Below are 21,082 nucleotides of genomic sequence, written 5' to 3' on the forward strand. Positions count from 1 at the left end.
CCGGCCACGCCAATCTAGGGAGCGGGGGCCGGGAATACGAAGGCTCGTTCGGGATCCAACGCGAGCTTCACCTCCTCTCCACGCCGGAGTCGCAGGCCGGGCGGCAGCCGGGCATGCAGATGGAGCGTGCCGCCCGCTCCATCCGGCAGGGCGAGATGGGCGAGGCTGGTGGCGCCGAGCAGGCGGCAGGCCTCGACGCGGGCGACGGGTCCCTCGGCAGCGCCGAGGCGGAGGCCTTCCGGGCGAAGGAGGAGTTCGGCCGGGCCATCGGGCATGGCGCAGGGGAGCGGGCCGAGGGCGGTCTCGGCCCGGCCGGCGCGGACCCGGGCGGGCAGGCGGTTCACCTCGCCGAGGAAGGTGGCGACGAAGGGGCTGGCCGGGCGGAGGTAGAGATCCTCCGGCGTGCCGAGCTGGACCACCTTGCCCTCCCGCATGAGGGCGATGCGGTCGGCGAGGAACATCGCCTCCTCCGCGTCATGGGTGACGATGAGGGCGGGGATGCCGGCGGATTGCAGGACGTGGAGCGTATCGTCCCGTACCTGTTCGCGGAGCCGGGCATCGAGGCTGGCGAAGGCCTCGTCGAGCAACAGGGCGCGGGGGCGGGGGGCGAGCGCACGGGCCAGGGCGACGCGCTGCTGCTGGCCGCCGGAGAGGGTGTGGGGATAAGCATTGGCAAGCGCCTCCAGCCCGACCCGTGCCAGGGCTTCGGCCACCTGCCAGGCGCGCTCGCCACGCGGCGTGGCGCCGAGGCCGAAGGCGACGTTGCCGGCGACGGTCAGGTGGGGAAAGAGCGCGTAGTCCTGGAAGACGAAGCCGACCCGTCTGGCCTCGGGCGGCAGCTCGCGGCCCGGCTCGGCCAGCGGGATGTCGTCGAGGGCGATATGTCCGGCCTGGAGCGGCTCAAGCCCGGCGACGAGGCGGAGCAGCGTCGTCTTGCCGTCGCCCGAGGGACCGAGCAGGCAGAGAATCTCGCCGGCCGCGACCTCGAGGTCGATGCCGCGCAGGATCGCCCGCGCCCCATAGGCGTGGCGGATGCCGCTGAGGCGCAGGCTCATGCGGAAAGCGGCGGGGCCGGCTCGCTTACCAGTTCCTCGCGGCGCGGCAGGTCGGTCAGTGCCTTCAGGCCGAATTGCTCGAGGAAGCGCGGAGTGGTGCCCCAGAGGCTCGGGCGGCCGGGAACCTCCTTGCGGCCGCGCGGGGCGATGAGCCCCATCTCCAGCAGGGCCTCAAGCGTCGATTGGGAAAGCGAGGCGCCGCGGATCTCCTCGATCTCGGCGCGGGTCGCGGGCTGGTGGTAGGCGATGATGGCGAGCGTCTCCATCGCCACCCGCGGCAGGCGGCGGGGAACCTCGACCACCTTGGTGATGGCGGGCGCCAGCTCGGGCGCGGTGCGGAAGGCGACGCCGCCGGCGACCTCGACCAGCTCGACCGGACGGCCGGCGGTGGTCGCCATCAACGAAGTGATGACGGCACGGGGGTCGATGCCAGGGGGCAAGGCCTGGGCCAGGCGCGCGGGCGGGATCGGCCGGTCGCTGGCGAAGATGAGAGCCTCGGCGATGCGGAGGGCATGCGCGAAGAGCGCAGGGTCGGCCTCCGGCATCGGCTCGGCAACGGGCTCGGGGAGATCAGGCGGCTCGGACATCGGGGATCGCTTCGGTCGGGGCGGCGCGACGGACCAGGATTGGGCCGAAGGCGCGGTCCTGCTGCAATTGGATGCCGCCGCCACGGGCTGTCTCGAGGGCGGCGATGAGGGTGCTGGCAAGCGCGGCGCGCTGCTCGACGGGGTCGGTCAGGCCTTCGGGGAGGAAACGGTGCAGTACCGCCCAGTCCGGCAGGGCGCCGATCAGCCGCCCGAGCCGAGCCAGCGCATCCTGCACCGTCCAAAGCTTGCGGTGCTTGGGCGTGTAGGGGCGGCGGGCGAGCGCCCGGCGGCGGGCGGCGGCATAGGCCTGGAGGAGGGCCGGCAGGTCGGCATTGATCCCGCTGCGGTCCTCGATGCGGAGCTGCTCGGCGGCGCCGCGGCCGAAGACCTCGCGGCCGAGCTGGTCGCGGGTGGCAAGCCAGGCGGCGGCGAGGCGCATCCGCTCCAGCTCGGCGAGGCGGTCGGTCAGCGCGGCGGCGAGGGCCTCGGCATCCACTTCCTCGGCCGGGTCCGGCGGGACCAGCAGGCGGGATTTCAACCAGGCCAGCCAGGCAGCCATCACCAGCCAGTCGGCGGCGAGTTCCAGGCGGACGCGGCGGGCCTGCTCCAGCACGGCGAGGAACTGGTCAACGAGCGCGATGATCGAGATCTTTTCGAGATCGACCTTCTGCGCCCGCGCCAGGTCGAGCAGCAGGTCGAGCGGGCCCTCGAAGCCGTCGAGGCGGAGATGCAGGACCGGTTGGGTCATTCGCTCCCTCCCCCGTTGCCCGTGAGCGTCAGCACGAGGTCGAAGGCCTGGGCGACGACGTTGCGGAGTGCCCAGCCGACCGGGTCGTAGCCTTCCGCGATCCGGGGCAGCAGGAAGACGGCGAAGATTACGATGAGGATGCCCCAGCGCTCCAGCCGCATGTAGGGAAGCGCCAGCGGCCGGGGCAGCAGGCCCGCGACGATCCGCCCGCCATCGAGCGGCGGGATGGGCAGCAGGTTGAACAGGCCGAGGACCAGGTTGGCGAGGATCGCGTACTGGACGAAGCGGAGGCCGGCATAGAGCAGATCGCGGGGCGCCGTGCCGTCGAGCGCGACCAGCGGGTGGACCAGCAGGCCGGCGATGAGGGCCAGGACGAAATTCATCAGCGGGCCGGCGGCGGCGACCAGCATCATTCCCTGGCGCGGGTGGCGCAGCGCCCGGATGTTCACCGGCACCGGCTTCGCCCAGCCGAACATGAACTCGACGCGGCCCAGGGTCAGCAGCTGGCCGAGCAGCAGGATGCCGGGCAGCAGGACCGTGCCGACCGGGTCCACATGGCGGAGCGGGTTGAGGCTGAGTCGACCGGCGAGCTTCGCCGTCGGATCACCGAGGGCTAGCGCGGCATAGCCATGCGCCGCCTCGTGCAGGGTGATCGCCAGGACGGAGGCGAGCACCGCGGCCACCAGCTCCGGCAGCCAGCCGAAGCCCTCGGTCACGCGGCGGCCGCGAGCCGGGCGTCCCGGAGGGCGAGCAAGCCGGCGGGGTCGAGGGTCTGGCGGGCGGCCAGTACCCGGGCGCGGGTCTCGGCCAGCCGGGCTTCGGCCGCATCGCCAAGCGCCGGGCAGGCGGCGAGGACGGCGGCGCTGTTCTCCAGCACGCCATTGCAGTGGAGGACGAGGTCGCAGCCGGCCTCGATCGAGGCGGCGGCAAGCTCGCCGGGTTCGCCCTCCAGCGCCTTCATGCAAAGATCGTCGCTGATCAGCACGCCCTGGAAGCCGATGGCGCGGCGGATCACCTGGCCGATGACCAGAGGCGAGAGGGTAGCCGGGCGCTCCGGGTCCAGCTCCTGATAGACGATATGCGCGGTCATGGCCCAGGCGGCGATGTCGGCCAGGGCCGCGAAGGGGCCGCAATCCTCGACCAGCATCTCGCGCGGGGCGGTGACGCGGGGTAGCTCGTAATGGCTGTCGACCATGGCACGGCCATGGCCGGGGATGTGCTTCACCACCGGGATGCAGCCGGCCTGCTGGAGGCCCTCGGCCCAGGCGAGGCCGAGCCGGGCGACCTCCTCCGGATCGTCGCTGAAGGCGCGGTCGCCGACGATGCCATGGGCGCCCGGCATCCGCAGGTCGAGTACCGGGGCGCAGACCACGTCGAAGCCTGCATCGCGGCAGATCAGCCCGTGGAGCGCGGCATTGGCGCGGGCGGCCTCGGCCGGAGCGCCCTCGAAGCGCGCGGCGGGTGGGAAGTCGGGCCAGTGCGGGGTGCGGAGGCGGGCGACGCGGCCGCCTTCCTGATCCACCAGGATGGGGGCGGATTCGCCCAGCTCCTCGCGGATGGAGGCCGTGAGGGCGCGGAGCTGCGAGGGATCGGCGATGTTGCGGGCGAAGAGGATCACGCCGAGCGGGGGCGTAGCCTGCAGCAGCGCCCCTTCCTCCGCGGTCAGCGCATGGCCGGAAAGGCCGATGATGGCGGCGCGCGGCCGGGTCATTCCAGATTCAGCCCCCGACTGGGTTGCAAGGCGCGGCCTTGGCCTGCACCGCGGCGCAAAGGGCGCGGGCGGCCGCGGCGTTGGCGAGGCCGCCGGCGCGGAGGCGGTAGAGCGGCGGCTTCCCCTCGCGGTCGAAGCGGGAGATCACCGGCTGGAACGCGGCCAGTTCGGGGATGCGCTGCTGCAGGCGCTCCCACTCTCCGCGGGCGGATTCCTCGGAGCTGAGGGCTGCGAGCTGGACCATCGCCCGGCCATTGGCGGCCGGGGCGATGGCGGGGTTGGCCGGGGCGGCGACGGGCGCGGGACGCGGCGGTGCCACCGGTGCCGCAGCGACCGGGGCAGGCGCGGGCACCGGCGCGGCGGCAACGGGCGGCGGGACGGGTTCGGGTGCGACGGCCTGGGGCGCAGGCGCCGGCGGGGCGGCCTGCTGGCGAAGCAGGTCGAGCGCTGGGCTTTCCGGGCCGCGGTCGAGGCGGGAGGTCGCCGTCACGTTGCGCTCGGCGGCGCGGCGGACCGAGGGCGGCTCCAGCACCAGCTGGTCCTGGTTCGGCACGACGAGGCCGCCGGGGGCGTCCGGCTTGATCTTCACCGGGCGCGCATCGGCCTCGATGGTCGGCACGACCCGAGGCCCCATGCGGGAGATGCCCCAATAGGCCGCACCGCCCACCGCCAAAGTGCCGAGCAGCCCGCCGGCGACCGCCAGCATGCGCCAATTGGGCCCCGGCTGGACCGGCCGGGCGCGCCAGGATGGAACCGTGATATCGCTCACCGCATCTCCTCGACGGGCGTGACCCCCATCACCCTGAGGCCCGAGCGGATGACCGTCGCCGTCGCGGCAACCAGCGCGAGCCTCGCCCGCGTCGCCTCCGGCTCATCCCCCCGGATGAAGCGGAGGGTCGTGTCCTCTCGTCCCCTGTTCCACAATACGTGAAAATCACCCGCCAAGTCATGGAGAAAGAAGGCGATGCGGTGCGGCTCACGGGCCAGCGCCGCGGACTCAACGGTGCGGGGCCAAGCAGTGAGGCGGCGGATCAGGGCCAATTCGGCCTGATCAACCAGCGAATCGAGCGGGGCCTCGACGAGGTCCGTGGGGTCGCCGGCGCTGCGCAGGACGCTGCGGCAGCGGGCATGGGCGTACTGCACGTAGAAGACGGGATTCTCGCGCGACTGCTCGACCACCTTGTCGAGGTCGAACTCCATCTGCGCATCGGCCTTGCGGGTCAGCATGGTGAAGCGGACGGCGTCGCGGCCGACTTCCTCGATGAGGTCGGCCAGCGTCACATAGGTGCCGGCGCGCTTGCTCATCCGCACCGGCTCGCCGCCCTTCATCACCTTGACGATCTGGGTCAGCACCACGTCGAGCGGGACCGGGCGGTCGGCGGAGAGGGCCGAGACGGCGGCCTGCATGCGCTTGACGTAGCCGCCATGGTCGGCGCCCCAGACATGGACCAGCTCGTCGAAGCCGCGGGCGAGCTTGTCGGCATGGTTGCCGATGTCGTTGGCGAAATAGGTGTTGCTGCCATCCGACTTGCGGAGCGGGCGGTCCACGTCGTCGCCGAAGCGGGTGGAGGCGAAGAGGGTCTGCGGGCGCGGCTCCCAGTCCTCCGGGGTCTTGCCCTTGGGCGGCTCGAGCACGCCCTCATAGACCAGGCCGCGCTCGGCGAGCGTTGCGATGGCGCGGTCGGCGACGCCGGCGCGGACCAGCTCAGCCTCGCTGATGAAGACGTCGTGGCGGACGCCGAGGGCGGCGAGGTCCTGGCGGATCTCGGCCATCATGGCATCGACGGCGAAAGGCTGGACGGTGTCGAGCCAGAGCGCCAGGTCGGCCGGGAGGGCGCCGGGGGCGAGGGCGTCGCCATAGCGGCCCTTCAGCGTCTCGCCGATGGGGATGAGGTATTCGCCCCGGTACTGGAGGCCGCCGGGGATGTTCGCTGAGTACTCCTCCTCGGTCAGCGGCGTGCCGAGCGCCTGCAGGTAGCGCCAGTAGGCGGCCCAGGCGAGGGCCTGCACCTGCGCCCCGGCATCGTTGATGTAGTACTCCTTGGTCACCGCCCAGCCGGCCTTGTCGAGCAGGTTGGCCAAGGCATCGCCCACCACGGCGCCGCGGCAATGGCCGACATGCATGGGGCCGGTCGGGTTGGCGGAGACGTACTCGACATCGACCTTGCGGCCGGCGCCGACGGCGCTGTCGCCATAGGCCTCGGCGGCCTCCAGGATCACCGGGAGCTGGGCGCGCAGGAAGCCCTCGCGCAGGCGGAGGTTGACGAAGCCCGGCCCGGCGGGGGCGGCGGTCTCGACCTCGGGCAGGGCGGCGAGCCGCTCGGCCAGCGCCGCGGCGAGCTTCGGCGGGGGCTGGCGGGCGGGCTTGGCGACGACGAGGGCGGCGTTGGTCGCCATGTCGCCATGGCTCGGGTCGCGCGGCGGCTCCATCTGCACCTTGGCGAAGGCGTCCTCGGGCAGCTCGGGCAGGAGGTCCCGCAGGGCGGCGATGGCGCGGGCGCGGAGGGCCGCGAAGATGTCGGTGCTGGTCATGCTGCGGTGCGGTTTAGCCCGCGATGCCCACGGGTGGAAACACCTGCGTTACCCAGGGATGTTCGGGTCCGTCAGGCGGCGGTGCTCTTCCAGTGCGTACCGGTCGGTCATGCCGGCGATGTAGTCGCAGACGACGCGGGCGCAGGTCGGGCTGCCCGCCTCCCCTGCCCTTGCCCGCCAGTCGTCGGGCAGCATTTGCGGGCCACCGTGGAGGAGCTGGAAGAGAAGCTGGCTCACCCGCTTCGACTTCTGCATCGCCCGGTTCACCCGCCAGTGACGGTACATGCGGGTGAAGAGGAAGTCGCGGATCACCTGGTTCGCCTCGGCCATGGGGCGGGAGAAGGCAATCACCGGCTCGGCCGCGGCGCGGATGTCGTCGGCGCTCTGCGGGGCGAGGGCGGCGATGCGGCGGCCGGCCTCCTCCACCACGTCCTGGATCATCAGGTTGATGACGCGGCGGACGGTTTCCGTCACCAAGCGGTCGCGGCTGATGCCAGGAAAGGCGGCAAGGACCTCGCGGTAGGCGTCTCCGACCAGGGGCAGGCCGGCGATGTCCTCCGGAGCGAGGATGCGGGCGCGCACGCCGTCGTCGAGGTCGTGGTTGTTGTAGGCGATGTCGTCGGCCAGCGCCGCGACCTGGGCCTCCGCGGAGGCGTGGGTCTGGAGTTCGAGTGGGTGCTGACGGTCATATTCGGCAATGAAGGCCGACGGCCGACGGAGCGGGCCGTTGTGCTTGGCGAGGCCCTCCAGCGTTTCCCAGGACAGGTTCAGCCCGTCGAAATTGGCGTAGCGGGCCTCAAGCACCGTCACGACCTTCAGCGACTGGGCGTTGTGGTCGAAGCCGCCATAGGGGCGCATCTGGCTGTCGAGCGCCTCCTCCCCGGCATGGCCGAAAGGCGGGTGTCCCAGGTCATGGGCCAGCGCCAGGGCCTCGGCCAGATCCTCGTCGAGGCGGAGGCGGCGGGCCAGGCTGCGGGCGATCTGCGCAACCTCGATGCTGTGAGTCAGGCGGGTACGAAAATAGTCGCCTTCATGGAAAATGAAGACCTGGGTCTTGTATTGCAGCCGGCGGAAGGCGCCGGTGTGGATGATGCGGTCGCGGTCGCGCTGCCAGGGGGAGCGGGCATCGGCCGGCTCTGGATGCAGCCGGCCGCGGGACTGGCGAGGGTCGACGGCCCAGGGAGCGCGGAGTTCGGACGGCATGGCGCTGCCTAGCATGGGCGGGGGTGAGGTTGGAAATCAGGCCGCGGCAACCCTATCTTCCAAATGAAGCTGATCGAGATCCTGCCATGCCCGATGGTGCCGACCTGCCCCGTTTCCGTGTGACCCCGCGCGCCGCCGCCCAGGTGGCGGAGATCGCGCGCCGTGAGGGACGGCCGGAGGCTGGGCTCCGCGTCTCGGTAAGCGCCGGAGGGTGCTCGGGCTTCCAGTACGGCTTCGCGCTGGAGGACAGCGCGGCTGAGGATGATCTTGTCGTCGAGTCGGGGGAAGTTCGGGTCTTCATCGACAGCGTGTCGCTCGACCTGCTGGCGGGGTCGGAATTGGAGTGGAACGACTCGCTGATCGGGGCGCATTTTGTGGTGCGCAATCCGCAGGCGGTCTCGGGCTGTGGCTGCGGGGTGAGCTTCGCGGTCGGGTAAAGGCCCCTTCCCCGCCATCCATCCCGGCTGGCCAAGCCAGCCGCTTCCGGCGATGGTGGGGCCATGCTCCGCCTTGCCAGCTTCAACGTGAACTCAATCCGCCGCCGCGCGCCGCATGTGCGGCGCTTTCTCGAGCGGCACCAGCCGGATCTGCTCTTCCTCCAGGAGCTGAAGTGCAGGACGGAGGAATTCCCCGCCGCGGAATTCGAGGGAAGCGGGTATCGCATCCAGGCGATCGGGCAGCCGGGCGGGCGCAATGGCGTTGCGGTGCTCGGGCGCGTCGAATTCGAGGTGACCGGCGATGCGCTGCCGGGCGAGGCCGAGGATGATCATGCCCGCTTCGTTTCCGTCCGCGCGGCGGGGATGGAGGCGGCGGGAATCTACCTGCCGAATGGGAATTCGGGGGGCGAGGCCGGCTTCCAATACAAATTGCGTTGGATGGAGCGGCTGCGGGACTGGGCGGCGGCAAGGCTCGACGATTTCATGCCGGTCGCGGTACTCGGCGACTTCAATGTCTGCCCGACCGAGGCGGATCTCTCGCCCGGGGCGTTGCCGGCGACCGATGCGCTGGTGCATCCCGAAACCCGGGCGCGGTTCCGGGCCCTCACCCATATCGGGATGACGGATTCGCTGCGGACGCTGCATCCGGCGGACGCGCCCTTCACCTATTGGGATTACGGGCCGGCCTTCAACATGAACCGCGGGCTGCGGATCGACCATGCGCTGCTCAGCCCGGAGCTGGCGGAGCGGCTGACGGGATGTGGGGTGGATACGATCGCACGGTCGGAGGACCAGCCGAGCGACCACGCGCCGGTCTGGGTGGAGCTGCGATAGCGGCCCCCCAGACTTCGGGGGCTCAGGCCGGGCTGCGGCGCCCGGAATGGCTAAGCGACGCCGGGACGGCGAGTGGCGCGGCGAGGCGCCAGCGGGCCAAGGTTTCAGCGCCCTCCCTCACCAGCGACGCCAGCCATAGCCGTAACCATAGGGGCGGCCGTAATAAACGGCGGGCGGCGGCGGCGGCGGCGCGTAGTAGGGCCGGCCGTAATAGGGTCGGGCCGGTGCGACGACGCAGCCCGATAGCAAGGTGAACGCCGGCAGCAGGAGCAGCGGCAGCAGGAAGCGTTTCATCGCGATCACTCCTCGTGGCAGGCGCAGATAGAAACCGAGGCTCTGTGACGAAAGCAGGGCACGGCCGATAGGACCCCCGCCATGCGTAGGTGCTACCGGCCGAATCACCTATTATTGGTCGGCGTAGCAATGCGTCTCAGCCGCACCGCCCGGATGGGTAACGGCGCCGAGATGGGCCGGCCCGACGAGCTGGGCGTATTTCCAGAGGGCACCCGCGTTGTAGTCGGTCGGGCGGGGCTTCCATTCGGCACGGCGGCGGGCGAGCTCCGCTTCCTCAACCTGCATGTCGATGCTGCCCTTCTCCGCGTCGATGACGATGCGGTCGCCGTTGCGCAGCAGGGCGATGGGGCCGCCGACCGCCGCCTCCGGCCCGACATGGCCGATGCAGAAGCCGCGGGTGGCGCCGCTGAAGCGGCCATCGGTGATCAGCGCCACGCTCTCACCCATGCCCTGGCCGTAGATGGCGGCCGTGGTGGAGAGCATCTCGCGCATCCCCGGCCCGCCCTTCGGCCCCTCGTAGCGGATGACGATGACGTCGCCCGGCTTGTAGGCGCGCTGCTCGACGGCCTGGAAGGCCTCCTCCTCGCTGTCGAAGCAGAGGGCGCTGCCCTCGAAGCGAAGGGTCTTCATCCCGGCAACCTTCACGATGGCGCCGTCCGGGGCAAGGTTGCCCTTGAGGCCGACGACGCCGCCGGTCGGCGAGAGGGCCTTGCTCACCGGGTATATGACGTCTTGGTCCGTAGGAAAGGCGACGTCCCTGTGGTTCTCGGCGAGGGTCTTGCCGGTGACCGTCATGCAGTCGCCATGCAACAGGCCGGCCTCGAGCAGCGCCTTGATGATGACCGGGATGCCGCCGACCTTGTGGACGTCGTAGGCGACATACTTCCCGCCCGGCTTCAGGTCGGCGATGTAGGGCGTGCGGCGCATGATGGCGACGACATCGTCCATGGTGAAGCGGAGGCCGGCCTCATGCGCGATGGCCGGGAGATGCAGGCCGGCATTGGTGCTGCCACCGGTCGCGCCGACGATGACGGCCGCGTTCTCCAGCGACTTCAACGTGACGATGTCGCGCGGGCGGAGGTTGCGGCGGACCAGCTCCATCACCGCGCGGCCGGATTCGGCGGCCCAGCGGTCGCGCTCCTCAAAGGGCGCGGGGGTGCCGGCGGATCCGGGGAGCGCGAGGCCGATCGCCTCGGAGACCGTCGCCATGGTGTTGGCGGTGAACTGGCCGCCGCAGGCGCCGGCGCTCGGGCAGGCGACGCATTCCAGCTCGTGCAGCTCCTCCTCGGATAGGTTGCCGGCGGCATGCTGGCCGACCGCCTCGAAGACATCGACGACGGTGACGTCGCGGCCCTTGTAGGTGCCCGGCAGGATGGAGCCGCCATACATGAAGACGGAGGGGATGTTGAGGCGGAGCATCGCCATCATCATGCCGGGCAGCGACTTGTCGCAGCCGGCGAGCCCCACCAGCGCGTCGTAGCAATGGCCGCGGACCGTCAGCTCCACCGTATCGGCGATGGCGTCGCGCGAGGCGAGCGAGGACTTCATCCCCTGATGGCCCATGGCGATGCCGTCGGTGACGGTGATGGTGGTGAACTCGCGCGGCGTGCCGCCGCCGGCCTTCACCCCCGTCTTCACGCTCTGCGCCTGGCGGTGGAGGTCGATGTTGCAGGGGGCGGCCTCGTTCCAGCAGGTGGCGACGCCGACGAAGGGCTGGGCGATCTCGGCCTCGGTAAGGCCCATCGCGTAGTAGTAGCTGCGATGCGGGGCGCGCTCCGGGCCAACCGTGGTGTGGCGGCTGGGCAGCTTCGACTTGTCCCACTCGGTCATGGCGTATCCTCCGGTTTCGCCCCAGAGGGTCGCAAAGTCTCCGGATAAGGCAAGCGGAGATGGCAGGGGCCGCGGCGCGGCGCCTGCCGTACCGTCAGATCCGCGACCATCCGAGGCAATTCGCCACCGGCAGGCCGGTGCCGACCAGCATCGCGCCGTGGCGGTAGAGCGTCCAGGCGCTGCCGGCCTCGCCGAGATCGACCGCAACCAGTTCGCCTGAGGCATCGGCCCAGACGATGCGCCCATCGGCGGCCGCGACGGCTCCCATGGCACCGTCGAGGCCGATTCCCGGCCGGAACAGGACCAGGGCCGTGGTGGCATCCGTTGGCGGCAGCGCCGCCACCGGCGCGGCGCCGACTACGGCGAGCGCCAGCATCGCCGCCACCCTCAGCCCGCCCCGGCCGGGCGGTCCCGCATCGCCGCGCCGCAGCAGCCATGCCCCGGCCAGCAGCGGCGGCAGACCAGTGACGGCGAGCCAGCCGATATCCCAGGCCAGCGGGTTCGGCACATCCACCCGGATGCGGTGGATGCCGACGATCCAATGGAAGCCGACCACATCGACCAGCTGCCAGATGCCGAAGCCGAGCAGCGCCCAGCCGAGCAGCCGCATCCCCCGCACCTCGCTGAGCCCCGACCGGGCCCGCCAGAGCAGGGTGAGGCCGACCAGTGCAATGGCATAGACGGCGACGTGGAACAGCCCGTCCCAAAGGATCTGCACGCGGATATCGCGCAGCGCTTCCCCGCCGACGAGGCTGAGGAAGTGGTGCCATTGCAGCACCTGGTGCAGCAGGATGCCGTCGAAGAAGCCGCCAAGGGCGAAGCCAAGGACGCCAAGAGCGAGTGGCAGGCGTTGGGCCGGCATGCGGTGTCTCCCCTGATGGGGAGCGAACGCCGCAGCGCGGCCGGCGATCACGGAATCCTGGCGGAACGGTTGTTCAGGCGGTCCGTCGCAGGGCGGCGGCGCGCGCGGCATGGTTGACGCGGTGCCAGTTCTGCGGCTCGTCCCGGCCCGTCCCTGGCGAGGCGCGCCCGGTCACCAGCCGATCGGCGACGGCGCCGGCGGCGAAGGCGTAGACGGCCTTGTGCAGCAGGTCGACCACCTGCTCGTCGCGCGGCCAGGTCCAGGGCGGCGCGCCGATGCCGGTGGCGTTCTCCAAGCTCTGGTCGTTCAGCAGGCGCAGGTTGAGGAAGAGGAAGGAGCCGAAGGGCCCGCCGACGCCGCCCCGCGCCATCACGGCGCGCACCATCCCAAGCAGGATGCCCTGGCCCCAATGCATCGTCCAATTCAGGCCCTGCCGCTCGCGGTCCGGGCGCGCGGGGCGGCCGAGCAGGCGTTCCAGCGTATGCGCGGGCACGAAGGAGTTCGGACGCCCCGTCACCGCCTGCTCCAGCTTCTCTCCCAGCGTCATGGCGGCAACGCCGGCCGCCCCCGCCAGCAGCCCGGCGGCGAGCAGCGGCATCGTCCCTCCGCGATCGCGGTCCATCCTGGCCATGCGACTTGTCCCCTTCCCGGACGGGCGGGATGCCCATCCGCGGCCTCAACGCCGGGGGGAGGGTCTAGTCGCCGATGCGGGCCATCGCCGCGTCGAGGCGGGCCATCTCGGCCCTGAAATTGGTCAGGCGCTCGCGGTTCTCCTCGACCACCTCCTCCTTGGCGCGGGCGACGAAATCGGCGTTGGCGAGCTTCGCCTCCACCTTGCGCGCCTCGGCCTCGGCCTTGGCACGGTCCTTGGCGAGGCGGGTTCGCTCCGCGGCGAGGTCGATGATGCCGGCGAGCGGGAGGATCAGCGTCGCCTCGCCGAGCACGGCCTGGGCGACGCCCTTCGGCACCTCGCCCGCGAGCGGGGTGATCTCGGTGACGCGGCCTAGGCGGCGGACGGCCTCAATCCAGCGGTCGGCGCGGGCGAGGTTTTCCGGTGCGGCGTCCTTCACTAGCAACGGCGTGGTGATGGAGGGGGCGATGTTCACCTCGGCGCGGACGGCGCGGAGCTCGCCGATGAGACGCACGATCCAGTCCAGCTCCTCGCGGGCGGAGGCGGCCTTGGCCACGGGCGCGGCTTCAGGCCAGGGGGCGCGGATCAGGCTGCACTCCGGGCCGTACCCAAAGCGGTCCCACAGCTCTTCCGTGACGAAGGGCATCGCCGGGTGGAGCAGGCGGAGGATCAGGCCGAGGACGTATTGCGCGGCGCCCTTCACCTCATCCTTCTCGGCGCCGTCCGGGCCGTTGAAGATGGGCTTGGCGAATTCAAGGAACCAGTCGCAGAAGCTGCCCCAAACGAAGCGGTAGCAGGCGGCGGCGTAGTCGTCGAAGCGGTAGGCCTCCAGCGCCGCGGTCGCCTCGGCGATGGCGGTGTTGCCGGCGTCGAGGATCCAGCGGGCGAGCGGCGTGCGCGCCGAGGCCGGGTCCCAGCCCGGTTGCGGGGCGATGCCGTTCATCTCGCAAAAGCGCGCGGCGTTCCACAGCTTGGTGGCGAAGCTGCGGTAGTCCTCGACGCGCTTGCGGCCGAGCTTGACGTCCCGGCCGGGGCCGGTCAGCGCGCAGATGGTGAAGCGGAGGGCGTCGGCGCCGTAGGCGTCGATCAGCTCCAGGGGGTCCATCACGTTCCCCTTGGACTTCGACATCTTCTGGCCCTTCTCGTCGCGGACGAGGCCATGGATGTAGACGTGGCGGAAGGGGACATCGCCCATGAAGTGGATGCCCATCATCATCATCCGGGCGACCCAGAAGAAGATGATGTCGAAACCCGTCACCAGCACGTCGCCGGGGTAGTAACGGGCGAGCTCGGGCGTCCGGTCGGGCCAGCCGAGCGTGCTGAAGGGCCAGAGGGCGCTGCTGAACCAGGTGTCGAGCACGTCCGGGTCGCGCTCCAGCGGGACGTCCTCGCCGAACCTGGCGCGGGCGGCGGCCTTCGCTTCTTCCTCCGTCCGCTCGACGAAGACGCTGCCGTCCGGCGCGTACCAGGCGGGGATCTGGTGGCCCCACCACAGCTGGCGGGAGACGCACCAGGGCTGGATGTCACGCATCCAGGCGAAGAAGGTGTTCTCCCACTGCTTCGGCACGAATTGCGTGCGGCCGGACTCGACCGCCTCGATCGCGGGCTTCGCCAGGGTCGCGGCGTCGGCGTACCACTGGATGGTCAGGCGCGGCTCGAGCGGCACGCCGCCGCGGTCGCCATGCGGGACCTGGTGGGTGTGCGGCTCGGTCTGGACGAGGAGGCCGAGTTCCTCGAGGCGGGCGACGATCGCGCGGCGAGCGGCGAAGCGGTCCATGCCCTGGAGGCTGTCGAGGAAGGTGAGGTCGGCCTGGGCGCCGAGGTCGGGGCGGAGCTCGGCTAGGTCGATCCGTGCCTCGGCGTCGAGGACGGAGGCCATCGGCAGGTTGTGGCGGCGGCCGACCTCGAAGTCGTTGAAGTCGTGCGCGGGGGTGATCTTCACCGCGCCGGTGCCCTTCTCCGGGTCGGAATACTCATCGGCGACGACGGGGATGCGCCTGCCCGTCAGCGGCAGGATGACCTGCCTGCCGACAAGAGCGGCGAAGCGGGCATCCTCGGGGTGGACGGCGACGGCGGTGTCGCCGAGCATCGTCTCCGGGCGCGTAGTCGCCACTACGATCTCGCCGCCGCCATCGACAGGGTAGCGGATGTGCCAGAGGTTGCCCTTCACCTCGCGGCTCTCGACCTCGAGGTCGGAAATCGCCGTCTGCAGCTTCGGGTCCCAGTTCACCAGGCGGCGGTCGCGGTAGATCAGCCCCTGGCGGTGCAGGGTGACGAAGACCTCGCGGACGGCCTTCGACAAGCCCTCATCCATGGTGAAGCGCTCGCGCGGCCAGTCGAGGCTGGCCCCGAGGCGGCGAAGCTGGCGGGTGATGGTGCCGCCGCTCTCGGCCTTCCATCGCCAGACGCGGTCGAGGAAGGCGGCGCGGCCCATGCTGCGCCGATCCTGCTTGCCCTCGGTCGCTAGCAGGCGCTCGACCACCATCTGCGTGGCGATCCCGGCATGGTCGGTGCCGGGCTGCCAGAGCGCGTCCCTGCCCTGCATCCGCCGCCAGCGGACCAGCGTGTCCTGGATGGTGAAAGTGAGCGCATGACCCATGTGGAGGCTGCCGGTGACGTTCGGCGGCGGGATCATGATGGTGAAGGGCGTGGCGGCCGAGGCAGGGTCGCAGGCGAAGGCGCCCGAGCCTTCCCAGCCTTCATAAAGGCGGGTTTCGAAGCTGCCCGGGGTGAGGGTCTTGTCCAGCATGGGCGCATCCGTCCCCTGCCGGACGGGCGCCGTCAAGGGGCGTCGCGGCTCAGCCCAGGGCGCGGCCGACGACGCGCTCGATCTCGGCGCGGACCAGGCGCTCGACCAGGGCGGGGAGGTGCTGGTCGAGCCAGTCCTTCAGCAAGGGACGCAGTTCCTCGCGCACCACATCCTCGATGCTCGGGCCGCCGCGGGTGACGGTGGCGCCGCGGTCCTGGGAGACGGCGCGGATCAGGCTGCCGATCGCGGCGGTGGCGGCGGCGGCGACGGCCGGGGCGATCAGCGCCTCGGCTGCCGGAAGCTCGGGCGGAGGCTCCAGCTCGGAAAGGGCCAAGCCGGCGGGTATGGCGCGCGCGGCTGGTTCCGGCTCGGGTACAAGGGCGGCGGGGAGTGGCTCGGCCGGGGGGGTGGAGGCAGGGGGCGGTACCGGCGGCGCGGCAGTCGGCTCCTGCACCAGCATCTCCTCGGTTAGTGCCAGGGGCTCCCCCGGCTCCGGCGCTGCCGGGGCCTTGCCGGGTTCGTCCTCGTTGAGGATGCGGCGGATGGAGGCGAGGATGTCCTCCATGCTCGGATCGGCAGGAGCATTCCCCGGCGGGGCCGGCCGCGCCTCGGCCATCAGCGACGCTCCGCCACGCCCGAATAGTCGCCGAAGCCGATCCAGCGATTGCGCACCTCGTTGTAATAGGCGCGCATGTCATAGGGATCGACGGCGAGGCCAAGATCGCTCGCGGTCAGCCGCCCGATGGTCGCCGCCAGCGCATAGGATTGCTGGACAACGGTGGAGAGGGCCTGGACCAGGCTGGTGCGGGCGTTCAGCAATTCCTGCTCGGCATTCAGCACGTCGAGGGTGGTGCGGCTGCCGACGATCGCCTCGCGCTGGACGCCGTCGAGGGCGATCTCGGCAGCGCGGATCTGAGCGCGGACGCTCTCGACCTGGGCCCGCGAGCTCTGCAGCTGCTCCCAGGCCTGGGTCGCCTGCTGGACGACGGTGCGACGCTGGTCGTCGACCGTCTGGCGGGCCTGCTGGGCGGTCTGCCGAGCCTGGCGGATGGCGGAGTATTCCGCGCCGCCCTGGTAAAGCGGCACGGTGAGGTTCGCGGTGACCTGGGCGAAGGTCTGGCGGGTGTGGTTGGTGAGGTTGTTGTCGTTCCGCCCGGCCTGGGTGCTGACGCTCAGCTGCGGCGTCAAGGCGGAGGTCTGGATGTTGATGTTGTCCCGTGCACCGGCCTCGTCGAACAGGGCGGCAACAACGTTCGGATTGTTGGCGGCCGCGGCCTGGGCCACTTCCTGGCTGGTGCGGAGCGGCACGCGAAGCGGCTGGGGCGCTACCAGCGCGCCGGGCGGAAGGCCGACCAGGCGCTGGAAGGTGGCACGGGAGATCTGCAGGTTGCCCTCGGCCTGGGCGCGCTGGGAGCGGGCGCCGGCCAAGCGCGATTCGGCCTGGGCAACGTCGGTGCGGGTGATCTCGCCCACGCGGAAGCGCTCGTTGGTGGCGCGCAGCTGCTCGGTCAGCACCTGCTCGTTGTTGATGTTGAGGCGCAGCAGCTCCTGGTCGCGGATGACGCCGACATAGGCCGTCACCGTGTCCTGCATCACCTGCTGCTCGGTCGCCAGCAAGCGGGCGCGCTGGGCAAGGACCTGGCTCTCGGCCCGCCGGGTGGAGGCAACGGTACGGCCGCCGCGAAAGATCGGCTGGGTGACGGTGATCGTGTTGGTGGCGATCGTCCGGTCGTTATGGGTGCTGACGCCAACCTGGCGCAAGCCACCGGTGTTTGGGTCCTGCGCTGCGGTCAGGCTGCGGACACGGCCGTCGGAATAGCCGAAGCTGTTGGCGATGGAGACGGTCGGCCGCCATCCGGCCAGGGCCTGGGGCACGTTCTCATCGACCGCGCGAAGCTGGGCACGGGCAGCGAGCAGCGCCGGATTGTTGGCATAGGCCTGGGCCAGGGCATCCGCCAGGGTTTGCGCCCCGGCCTGCGGTGCCAGCGCGACAAGGGCGGCCGGGGCGAGCAGCGCGGCGGTCAGCACCGGGAAGGGACGGGTCCAGTTCATCGTAACTTGATCCTTGCGGAGCAATATTAAGAACGTCCTACAGCACCCGCGCCTTCGTTGCGAGGATGCCGAGCTTCAGAAGACGAAGCCGGGGCGGCGGGCGAAAGCCGGCAAGGGGGCCGTCGCGCAATCGAAGGCGGTGACCGTGGTGAAGCTGCCGCCGAGCTTCTGCCCGAGGACGGCCTTGCCCTGCCGCCGGCCGATGCCGATGACCGCGACCAGGCGGCCACCCTCGGCCAACTGCTCGATGAAGGCAGGCGGAACCTCGGGGACCTCCCCTTCGATCATGGCGATGTCATAGGGCGCGCCAGTGGCGAAGCCCTGGGCCGGGTCGGCCGCCTCCAGCCGCACCGCGCCGGCGGGCAGGCAGGCCGGCAGGGCGGCACGGGCGATCTCGAGCAGCGGCGCGTCGGTTTCGAGGGCGGTGACGCGGGCGCCCATGCGGGCCAGCACGGCGGCGCCATAGCCGGTGCCGGCGCCGGCGATCAGGGCGCGGTCGCCAGGACGCACCGCGGCGAGCTGGATCAGGCGGGCGAGCACCATCGGCTCGATCATCGCCCGGCCACCAGGGAGCGGGATGTCCTCGTCGGTATAGGCCCGCGCGGTGGCGGAAGGAGGGAGGAAGCGCTCGCGCGGCAGGTCGCGCATCGCCTCCAGCAGGCGGGGATCGGTCACCTTGTTGGGGCGAAGCTGTCCGTCCACCATGCGCTTGCGCGCATCCGCGTAGTCCATGAAGCGCAATCTCCAGCCGCCGGCAAGGCTCCCCCGACCGGGGGCGGCCCTTCCGTTCGAGGGGGTTATAGGGGGCGCCTCCCCCTGCCGCCAAGCGGCCGTGTTGCGGCGCACGCTTGACCTGCCGGCGCTGTGGCGCCAAAGAGGCACGACGCACGGGGGTAGCCTCGGCGGTCCGGTGGCCGAGTGGTCAGGCACAGGTCTGCAAAACCTGCTACGGCGGTTCAATTCCGCCCCGGACCTCCAACGTGGCTCTCGTGGGGGCTTTCATCATCGGCGGTGCCCTGCTATAGGCGCCGCCCACTGGCTGATCCGGCGTGGCGCAGCGGTAGCGCAGCGGACTGTTAATCCGTTGGTCGTTGGTTCGAATCCAACCGCCGGAGCCATCCTTCCCCTGTCTTGCCGAGCCTACCTGCCCGCCTTATCGGTGGCGCATGGATACTCCTCGCATCGGCCATAACGGCGGCCCACCGCTCGATCCGGAGGAAAGCTGGCGCGGCTATGTCTGGCGGCGGGCGCACAAGCGCGCCTGGAAGACGCCGCCGCGGGAGATCGCGCTCCGCCGGCTCGCCCGGGCCGAGGAACTGGGAATGAGCTACAAGGACTACACGCTCGAGATCCTGGAACGCGGACGCTATCTTTGACCGGAACGGCATGGTTTCGGCTTGCCGTGGCGGTAGGCGGGCTGGTGCCCGTGCTGGCCGGGCTCGGCGGCATACTGGCGGGGCCGGCGATGCTTGGGGCCGAGTCCGGCACGGATGAGGATAGCCATGCGCGCTACCTCTCCGGCCTGCTGCTCGGCATCGGGCTGGGCTTCTGGAGCACGCTCGGCGACCCGGTGCGGCATCGGGAGCGGTTCCGGCTGCTGACGGCGATCGTCGTGCTGGGTGGACTCGGCCGGCTCTACGGGCTGGTGGTGCGGGGCGTGCCGGGGGCGCCGATGCTGGCGGCGCTCGGCATGGAACTGGTGGTGACGCCGCTGCTCTGTCTCTGGCAGGCCAGGCTGGGGCGATGAGGCGGGCACTCGCCGTTGGGCTCGCGGCGCTGCTTGCGGTCGGGTTCTTCTTCCGCCACCAGATTGGCGATGGCTTCACGCTGCTGCTGGGCGACCGGCATGATGCGGTGATCGAGCTGTCGATCCTTGAGCACTGGGTGAACGTGCTGGCCGGCCGCTCGGCCTGGGACAGGACGGACTACTTCTTCCCGGTGCCGGGAACGCTCGGCTACAATGACGGCTATCTCGTTTTCGGCCTGCTGCAGGCCGCATTCCGCGCGATGGGAGCCGACCTCTTCCTCGGCGGCGAGCTGGTCAACATGACGATGCGGCTGGTCGGCTTCCTCGGCACCTATGCGCTGGGTCGGCGGGCGATCGGACTGCGCTGGGGCTGGGCGCTGCTGGGCGCGGCGATCTTCACCATCAGCAACAACCTCTATATCCGCGGCAGCCATGCGCAGATCTTCAGCGTCGGGCTGGTGCCGGTTCTGGCACTGCTGCTGCACGGGGCGGTGGTGGCGTTGCTGGAGGGGCGGCGGGGGGCGCTGCTGGGCTGGGGGGCAGGCTTCACGCTTGGCGTCGCTGCCTGCCTGATGACGGGCTTCTACATGGCCTGGTATTTCGCCTGGTGCGGCGGGGTGATGCTGCCGGCCTGGCTGGTCGTCGCGGGGCGGCCGGCGCGGCGGCGGCTGCTTTCCGCGATGCGGGCGCAGGCGTGGACGCTGGCGGCGATCGGCATAGTGGCCGTGGCTGTCGAGATCCCCTTCCTGTCGCTCTACCTGCCGAAGGCGGCGGAGACGGGGATGCACCCATGGGCGGACGTGCTGAGGCACGTCCCCTCCCCGCTCGACATCATCCATGTCGGCGAGGCGAATTACCTTTGGGGCTGGCTGGTGCGGGCGATGAACGGTACCTTCCGGCCCGGCTTCCCCTTCTGGTCGGAACTGATGACGGGGATGCCGCCGCTGCTGCTCATGACCTTCGCCGCCTCGCTGCTCTGGCTCTGGCGCGGCGGGGGCGAGGCGCCGCCGGGACGCGTCGCGCTGCTGCGGGCGCTGGCCATCGCGGTGCTGGTGACCTGGGCGCTCACCCTGCAGGTCGGCGGCGTTACCGGCTGGTCCCTGGTCTACCGCGTCGTGCCCGGGGCGAAGGCGGCGCGCGTGGTGGCGCGCTACCAGCTTTTCCTCACCCTGCCGGTCGTGCTGCTGGCGATGGCGATGCTTTCGGCCGAGGCGTGGCGGCTGCCGCGGCTGGCGGCCGGCCTGCTCTGCGCCCTGCTGGTGGCGGAGGAAGCAAATGGCTATGCGCCGCTCTTCCTCGACCGGCCGCTGGAGGCGGGGCGGCTGGCGGCGGTGCCGCCGGCGCCGGCCGGGTGCCGCGCCTTCTACGTCTCGGCGGCACGGCAGGAGAGCCGCTTCGGCGAGGAAGTCGCGAACCCCTACAACCACAACACCGAAGCGATGCTGGTGGCGGCCGTGCGGCATGTGCCGACCATCAACGGCATCTCCACCTTCAACCCGCCTTTCTGGCCGGAGGCGATCCCGGAGGACCCGCGCTACATCGAGCAGGTGCGGGCCTATGCGGCGCATTGGCAGGTGACGGGACTCTGCGCCCTCGATCTGCAGCGCTTCATCTGGAGCGGGCCGGAGTAGCTTGCGCGGGGCGCCGTGCTTGGCCATCATCCTTGCAGGAGATGAGACGCACCGGCTGATACCGTCCGCCTGACGCCGCAGGGCGTGGGCAGCACGAGGTTCGCGCCATGCCTGCTCGACACGAGATCGCCTCGACGCCGGATGCGCTCACCTGGGATGCGCTCGATGCAGCGAGCCGA

Annotated in this window: 21 protein-coding genes and 2 tRNA genes; 7 read left to right on the plus strand and 16 right to left on the minus strand. The window is 71.0% G+C overall.

All coding sequences use genetic code 11. The features are described 5' to 3' along the window. Positions 1–14: 14 nt before the first annotated feature. The 8 genes from LH62_RS21535 to LH62_RS21570 are packed head-to-tail and all read right to left on the minus strand — an operon-like array spanning position 15 to position 7,836. Complete coding sequence (locus LH62_RS21535) at positions 15–1,055, minus strand: ABC transporter ATP-binding protein (protein WP_043364143.1); 1,041 nt, start codon at positions 1,053–1,055, stop codon at positions 15–17. Then, the gene (scpB, locus tag LH62_RS21540) at positions 1,052–1,642 is read right to left on the minus strand and encodes an SMC-Scp complex subunit ScpB (RefSeq protein WP_369796802.1); all 591 of its coding nucleotides are present in this window, start codon (positions 1,640–1,642) and stop codon (positions 1,052–1,054) included. Before scpB ends, LH62_RS21535 begins: the two co-directional genes overlap by 4 nt. Continuing rightward, positions 1,626–2,390, minus strand: coding sequence for a ScpA family protein (locus LH62_RS21545; protein ID WP_043364145.1), 765 nt, complete (start codon positions 2,388–2,390; stop codon positions 1,626–1,628). The genes scpB and LH62_RS21545 overlap by 17 nt, the downstream gene beginning before the upstream one ends. Next, positions 2,387–3,106 (minus strand): site-2 protease family protein, encoded by a 720-nt coding sequence (locus LH62_RS21550; protein WP_052214778.1) that lies wholly within the window; start codon positions 3,104–3,106, stop codon positions 2,387–2,389. The genes LH62_RS21545 and LH62_RS21550 overlap by 4 nt, the downstream gene beginning before the upstream one ends. After that, positions 3,103–4,101 carry a beta-N-acetylhexosaminidase gene (gene nagZ / locus LH62_RS21555; RefSeq protein ID WP_043364146.1) on the minus strand — a complete coding sequence of 333 codons (999 nt, stop codon included), beginning with the start codon at positions 4,099–4,101 and terminating at the stop codon, positions 3,103–3,105. The genes LH62_RS21550 and nagZ overlap by 4 nt, the downstream gene beginning before the upstream one ends. Before the next feature lie 7 nt (positions 4,102–4,108). Beyond that, positions 4,109–4,870 (minus strand): SPOR domain-containing protein, encoded by a 762-nt coding sequence (locus LH62_RS21560; RefSeq protein ID WP_052214781.1) that lies wholly within the window; start codon positions 4,868–4,870, stop codon positions 4,109–4,111. After that, a complete protein-coding gene (gene argS / locus LH62_RS21565; RefSeq protein WP_052214782.1) occupies positions 4,867–6,633 on the minus strand; it encodes an arginine--tRNA ligase in 1,767 nt (588 codons plus the stop codon). The genes LH62_RS21560 and argS overlap by 4 nt, the downstream gene beginning before the upstream one ends. Before the next feature lie 48 nt (positions 6,634–6,681). Next, entirely contained in the window at positions 6,682–7,836 is a 1,155-nt protein-coding gene (locus LH62_RS21570) for a deoxyguanosinetriphosphate triphosphohydrolase (protein ID WP_052214784.1), read from the minus strand. Positions 7,837–7,922: 86 nt separating this feature from the next. On the opposite strand from LH62_RS21570, the gene erpA reads away from it, so the two are divergent. Continuing rightward, positions 7,923–8,273 (plus strand): iron-sulfur cluster insertion protein ErpA, encoded by a 351-nt coding sequence (gene erpA / locus LH62_RS21575; protein ID WP_043364153.1) that lies wholly within the window; start codon positions 7,923–7,925, stop codon positions 8,271–8,273. Between the two features lie 63 nt (positions 8,274–8,336). Next, positions 8,337–9,107 (plus strand): exodeoxyribonuclease III, encoded by a 771-nt coding sequence (xth, locus tag LH62_RS21580; RefSeq protein ID WP_043364156.1) that lies wholly within the window; start codon positions 8,337–8,339, stop codon positions 9,105–9,107. Positions 9,108–9,224: 117 nt separating this feature from the next. Here xth and LH62_RS31640 read toward each other — a convergent pair whose 3' ends face one another. The 8 genes from LH62_RS31640 to LH62_RS21615 form a co-directional block, all read right to left on the minus strand. Next, positions 9,225–9,401, minus strand: a complete 177-nt coding sequence (locus LH62_RS31640) for a hypothetical protein (RefSeq protein WP_201445565.1) — start codon at positions 9,399–9,401, stop codon at positions 9,225–9,227. A 111-nt stretch (positions 9,402–9,512) separates the two neighbouring features. Beyond that, positions 9,513–11,231 carry a dihydroxy-acid dehydratase gene (gene ilvD / locus LH62_RS21585; protein ID WP_043364159.1) on the minus strand — a complete coding sequence of 573 codons (1,719 nt, stop codon included), beginning with the start codon at positions 11,229–11,231 and terminating at the stop codon, positions 9,513–9,515. Positions 11,232–11,325: 94 nt separating this feature from the next. Next, positions 11,326–12,093, minus strand: a complete 768-nt coding sequence (locus tag LH62_RS21590; RefSeq protein WP_043364161.1) for a DUF2243 domain-containing protein — start codon at positions 12,091–12,093, stop codon at positions 11,326–11,328. 73 nt (positions 12,094–12,166) lie between these two features. Continuing rightward, positions 12,167–12,691 (minus strand): hypothetical protein, encoded by a 525-nt coding sequence (locus LH62_RS21595; RefSeq protein ID WP_201445566.1) that lies wholly within the window; start codon positions 12,689–12,691, stop codon positions 12,167–12,169. A gap of 97 nt (positions 12,692–12,788) precedes the next feature. Continuing rightward, complete coding sequence (locus LH62_RS21600; protein ID WP_043364165.1) at positions 12,789–15,473, minus strand: valine--tRNA ligase; 2,685 nt, start codon at positions 15,471–15,473, stop codon at positions 12,789–12,791. A 49-nt stretch (positions 15,474–15,522) separates the two neighbouring features. Further along, positions 15,523–16,089 carry a DUF2497 domain-containing protein gene (locus LH62_RS32135; RefSeq protein WP_052214785.1) on the minus strand — a complete coding sequence of 189 codons (567 nt, stop codon included), beginning with the start codon at positions 16,087–16,089 and terminating at the stop codon, positions 15,523–15,525. Further along, the gene (locus tag LH62_RS21610; RefSeq protein WP_052214787.1) at positions 16,089–17,525 is read right to left on the minus strand and encodes a TolC family outer membrane protein; all 1,437 of its coding nucleotides are present in this window, start codon (positions 17,523–17,525) and stop codon (positions 16,089–16,091) included. Before LH62_RS21610 ends, LH62_RS32135 begins: the two co-directional genes overlap by 1 nt. A gap of 75 nt (positions 17,526–17,600) precedes the next feature. Continuing rightward, complete coding sequence (locus LH62_RS21615; protein ID WP_043364167.1) at positions 17,601–18,257, minus strand: protein-L-isoaspartate O-methyltransferase; 657 nt, start codon at positions 18,255–18,257, stop codon at positions 17,601–17,603. Between the two features lie 172 nt (positions 18,258–18,429). Between LH62_RS21615 and LH62_RS21620 the strand changes: the two genes are divergently transcribed. The 5 genes from LH62_RS21620 to LH62_RS31250 all read left to right on the plus strand — a co-directional run bounded on the left by LH62_RS21620 (position 18,430) and on the right by LH62_RS31250 (position 20,903). Further along, a tRNA-Cys gene (locus LH62_RS21620) sits at positions 18,430–18,503 on the plus strand. Between the two features lie 65 nt (positions 18,504–18,568). Next, positions 18,569–18,643, plus strand: a tRNA-Asn gene (locus LH62_RS21625). A gap of 48 nt (positions 18,644–18,691) precedes the next feature. Further along, positions 18,692–18,901 carry a hypothetical protein gene (locus LH62_RS21630; RefSeq protein WP_043364169.1) on the plus strand — a complete coding sequence of 70 codons (210 nt, stop codon included), beginning with the start codon at positions 18,692–18,694 and terminating at the stop codon, positions 18,899–18,901. After that, positions 18,898–19,272: a DUF4345 domain-containing protein gene (locus LH62_RS21635; protein ID WP_043364172.1), complete on the plus strand. Its 375-nt coding sequence runs from the start codon at positions 18,898–18,900 to the stop codon at positions 19,270–19,272. The genes LH62_RS21630 and LH62_RS21635 overlap by 4 nt, the downstream gene beginning before the upstream one ends. After that, entirely contained in the window at positions 19,269–20,903 is a 1,635-nt protein-coding gene (locus tag LH62_RS31250; RefSeq protein ID WP_052214788.1) for a hypothetical protein, read from the plus strand. Before LH62_RS21635 ends, LH62_RS31250 begins: the two co-directional genes overlap by 4 nt. Positions 20,904–21,082: the final 179 nt, after the last annotated feature.

Source organism: Belnapia sp. F-4-1, from assembly GCF_000802185.1.
Classification (GTDB): domain Bacteria; phylum Pseudomonadota; class Alphaproteobacteria; order Acetobacterales; family Acetobacteraceae; genus Belnapia.

Excerpts from the sequence above, each read along its gene's own strand:
- LH62_RS21535 (WP_043364143.1), bottom strand. The coding sequence starts at position 1,055 with ATGAGCCTGCGCCTCAGCGGCATCCGCCACGCCTATGGGGCGCGGGCG.
- scpB (WP_369796802.1), bottom strand. The coding sequence starts at position 1,642 with ATGTCCGAGCCGCCTGATCTCCCCGAGCCCGTTGCCGAGCCGATGCCG.
- LH62_RS21545 (WP_043364145.1), bottom strand. The coding sequence starts at position 2,390 with ATGACCCAACCGGTCCTGCATCTCCGCCTCGACGGCTTCGAGGGCCCG.
- nagZ (WP_043364146.1), bottom strand. The coding sequence starts at position 4,101 with ATGACCCGGCCGCGCGCCGCCATCATCGGCCTTTCCGGCCATGCGCTG.
- argS (WP_052214782.1), bottom strand. The coding sequence starts at position 6,633 with ATGACCAGCACCGACATCTTCGCGGCCCTCCGCGCCCGCGCCATCGCC.
- LH62_RS21570 (WP_052214784.1), bottom strand. The coding sequence starts at position 7,836 with ATGCCGTCCGAACTCCGCGCTCCCTGGGCCGTCGACCCTCGCCAGTCC.
- erpA (WP_043364153.1), top strand. The coding sequence starts at position 7,923 with ATGCCCGATGGTGCCGACCTGCCCCGTTTCCGTGTGACCCCGCGCGCC.
- xth (WP_043364156.1), top strand. The coding sequence starts at position 8,337 with ATGCTCCGCCTTGCCAGCTTCAACGTGAACTCAATCCGCCGCCGCGCG.
- LH62_RS31640 (WP_201445565.1), bottom strand. The coding sequence starts at position 9,401 with ATGAAACGCTTCCTGCTGCCGCTGCTCCTGCTGCCGGCGTTCACCTTG.
- ilvD (WP_043364159.1), bottom strand. The coding sequence starts at position 11,231 with ATGACCGAGTGGGACAAGTCGAAGCTGCCCAGCCGCCACACCACGGTT.
- LH62_RS21590 (WP_043364161.1), bottom strand. The coding sequence starts at position 12,093 with ATGCCGGCCCAACGCCTGCCACTCGCTCTTGGCGTCCTTGGCTTCGCC.
- LH62_RS21595 (WP_201445566.1), bottom strand. The coding sequence starts at position 12,691 with ATGCCGCTGCTCGCCGCCGGGCTGCTGGCGGGGGCGGCCGGCGTTGCC.
- LH62_RS21600 (WP_043364165.1), bottom strand. The coding sequence starts at position 15,473 with ATGCTGGACAAGACCCTCACCCCGGGCAGCTTCGAAACCCGCCTTTAT.
- LH62_RS32135 (WP_052214785.1), bottom strand. The coding sequence starts at position 16,089 with ATGGCCGAGGCGCGGCCGGCCCCGCCGGGGAATGCTCCTGCCGATCCG.
- LH62_RS21610 (WP_052214787.1), bottom strand. The coding sequence starts at position 17,525 with ATGAACTGGACCCGTCCCTTCCCGGTGCTGACCGCCGCGCTGCTCGCC.
- LH62_RS21615 (WP_043364167.1), bottom strand. The coding sequence starts at position 18,257 with ATGGACTACGCGGATGCGCGCAAGCGCATGGTGGACGGACAGCTTCGC.
- LH62_RS21630 (WP_043364169.1), top strand. The coding sequence starts at position 18,692 with ATGGATACTCCTCGCATCGGCCATAACGGCGGCCCACCGCTCGATCCG.
- LH62_RS31250 (WP_052214788.1), top strand. The coding sequence starts at position 19,269 with ATGAGGCGGGCACTCGCCGTTGGGCTCGCGGCGCTGCTTGCGGTCGGG.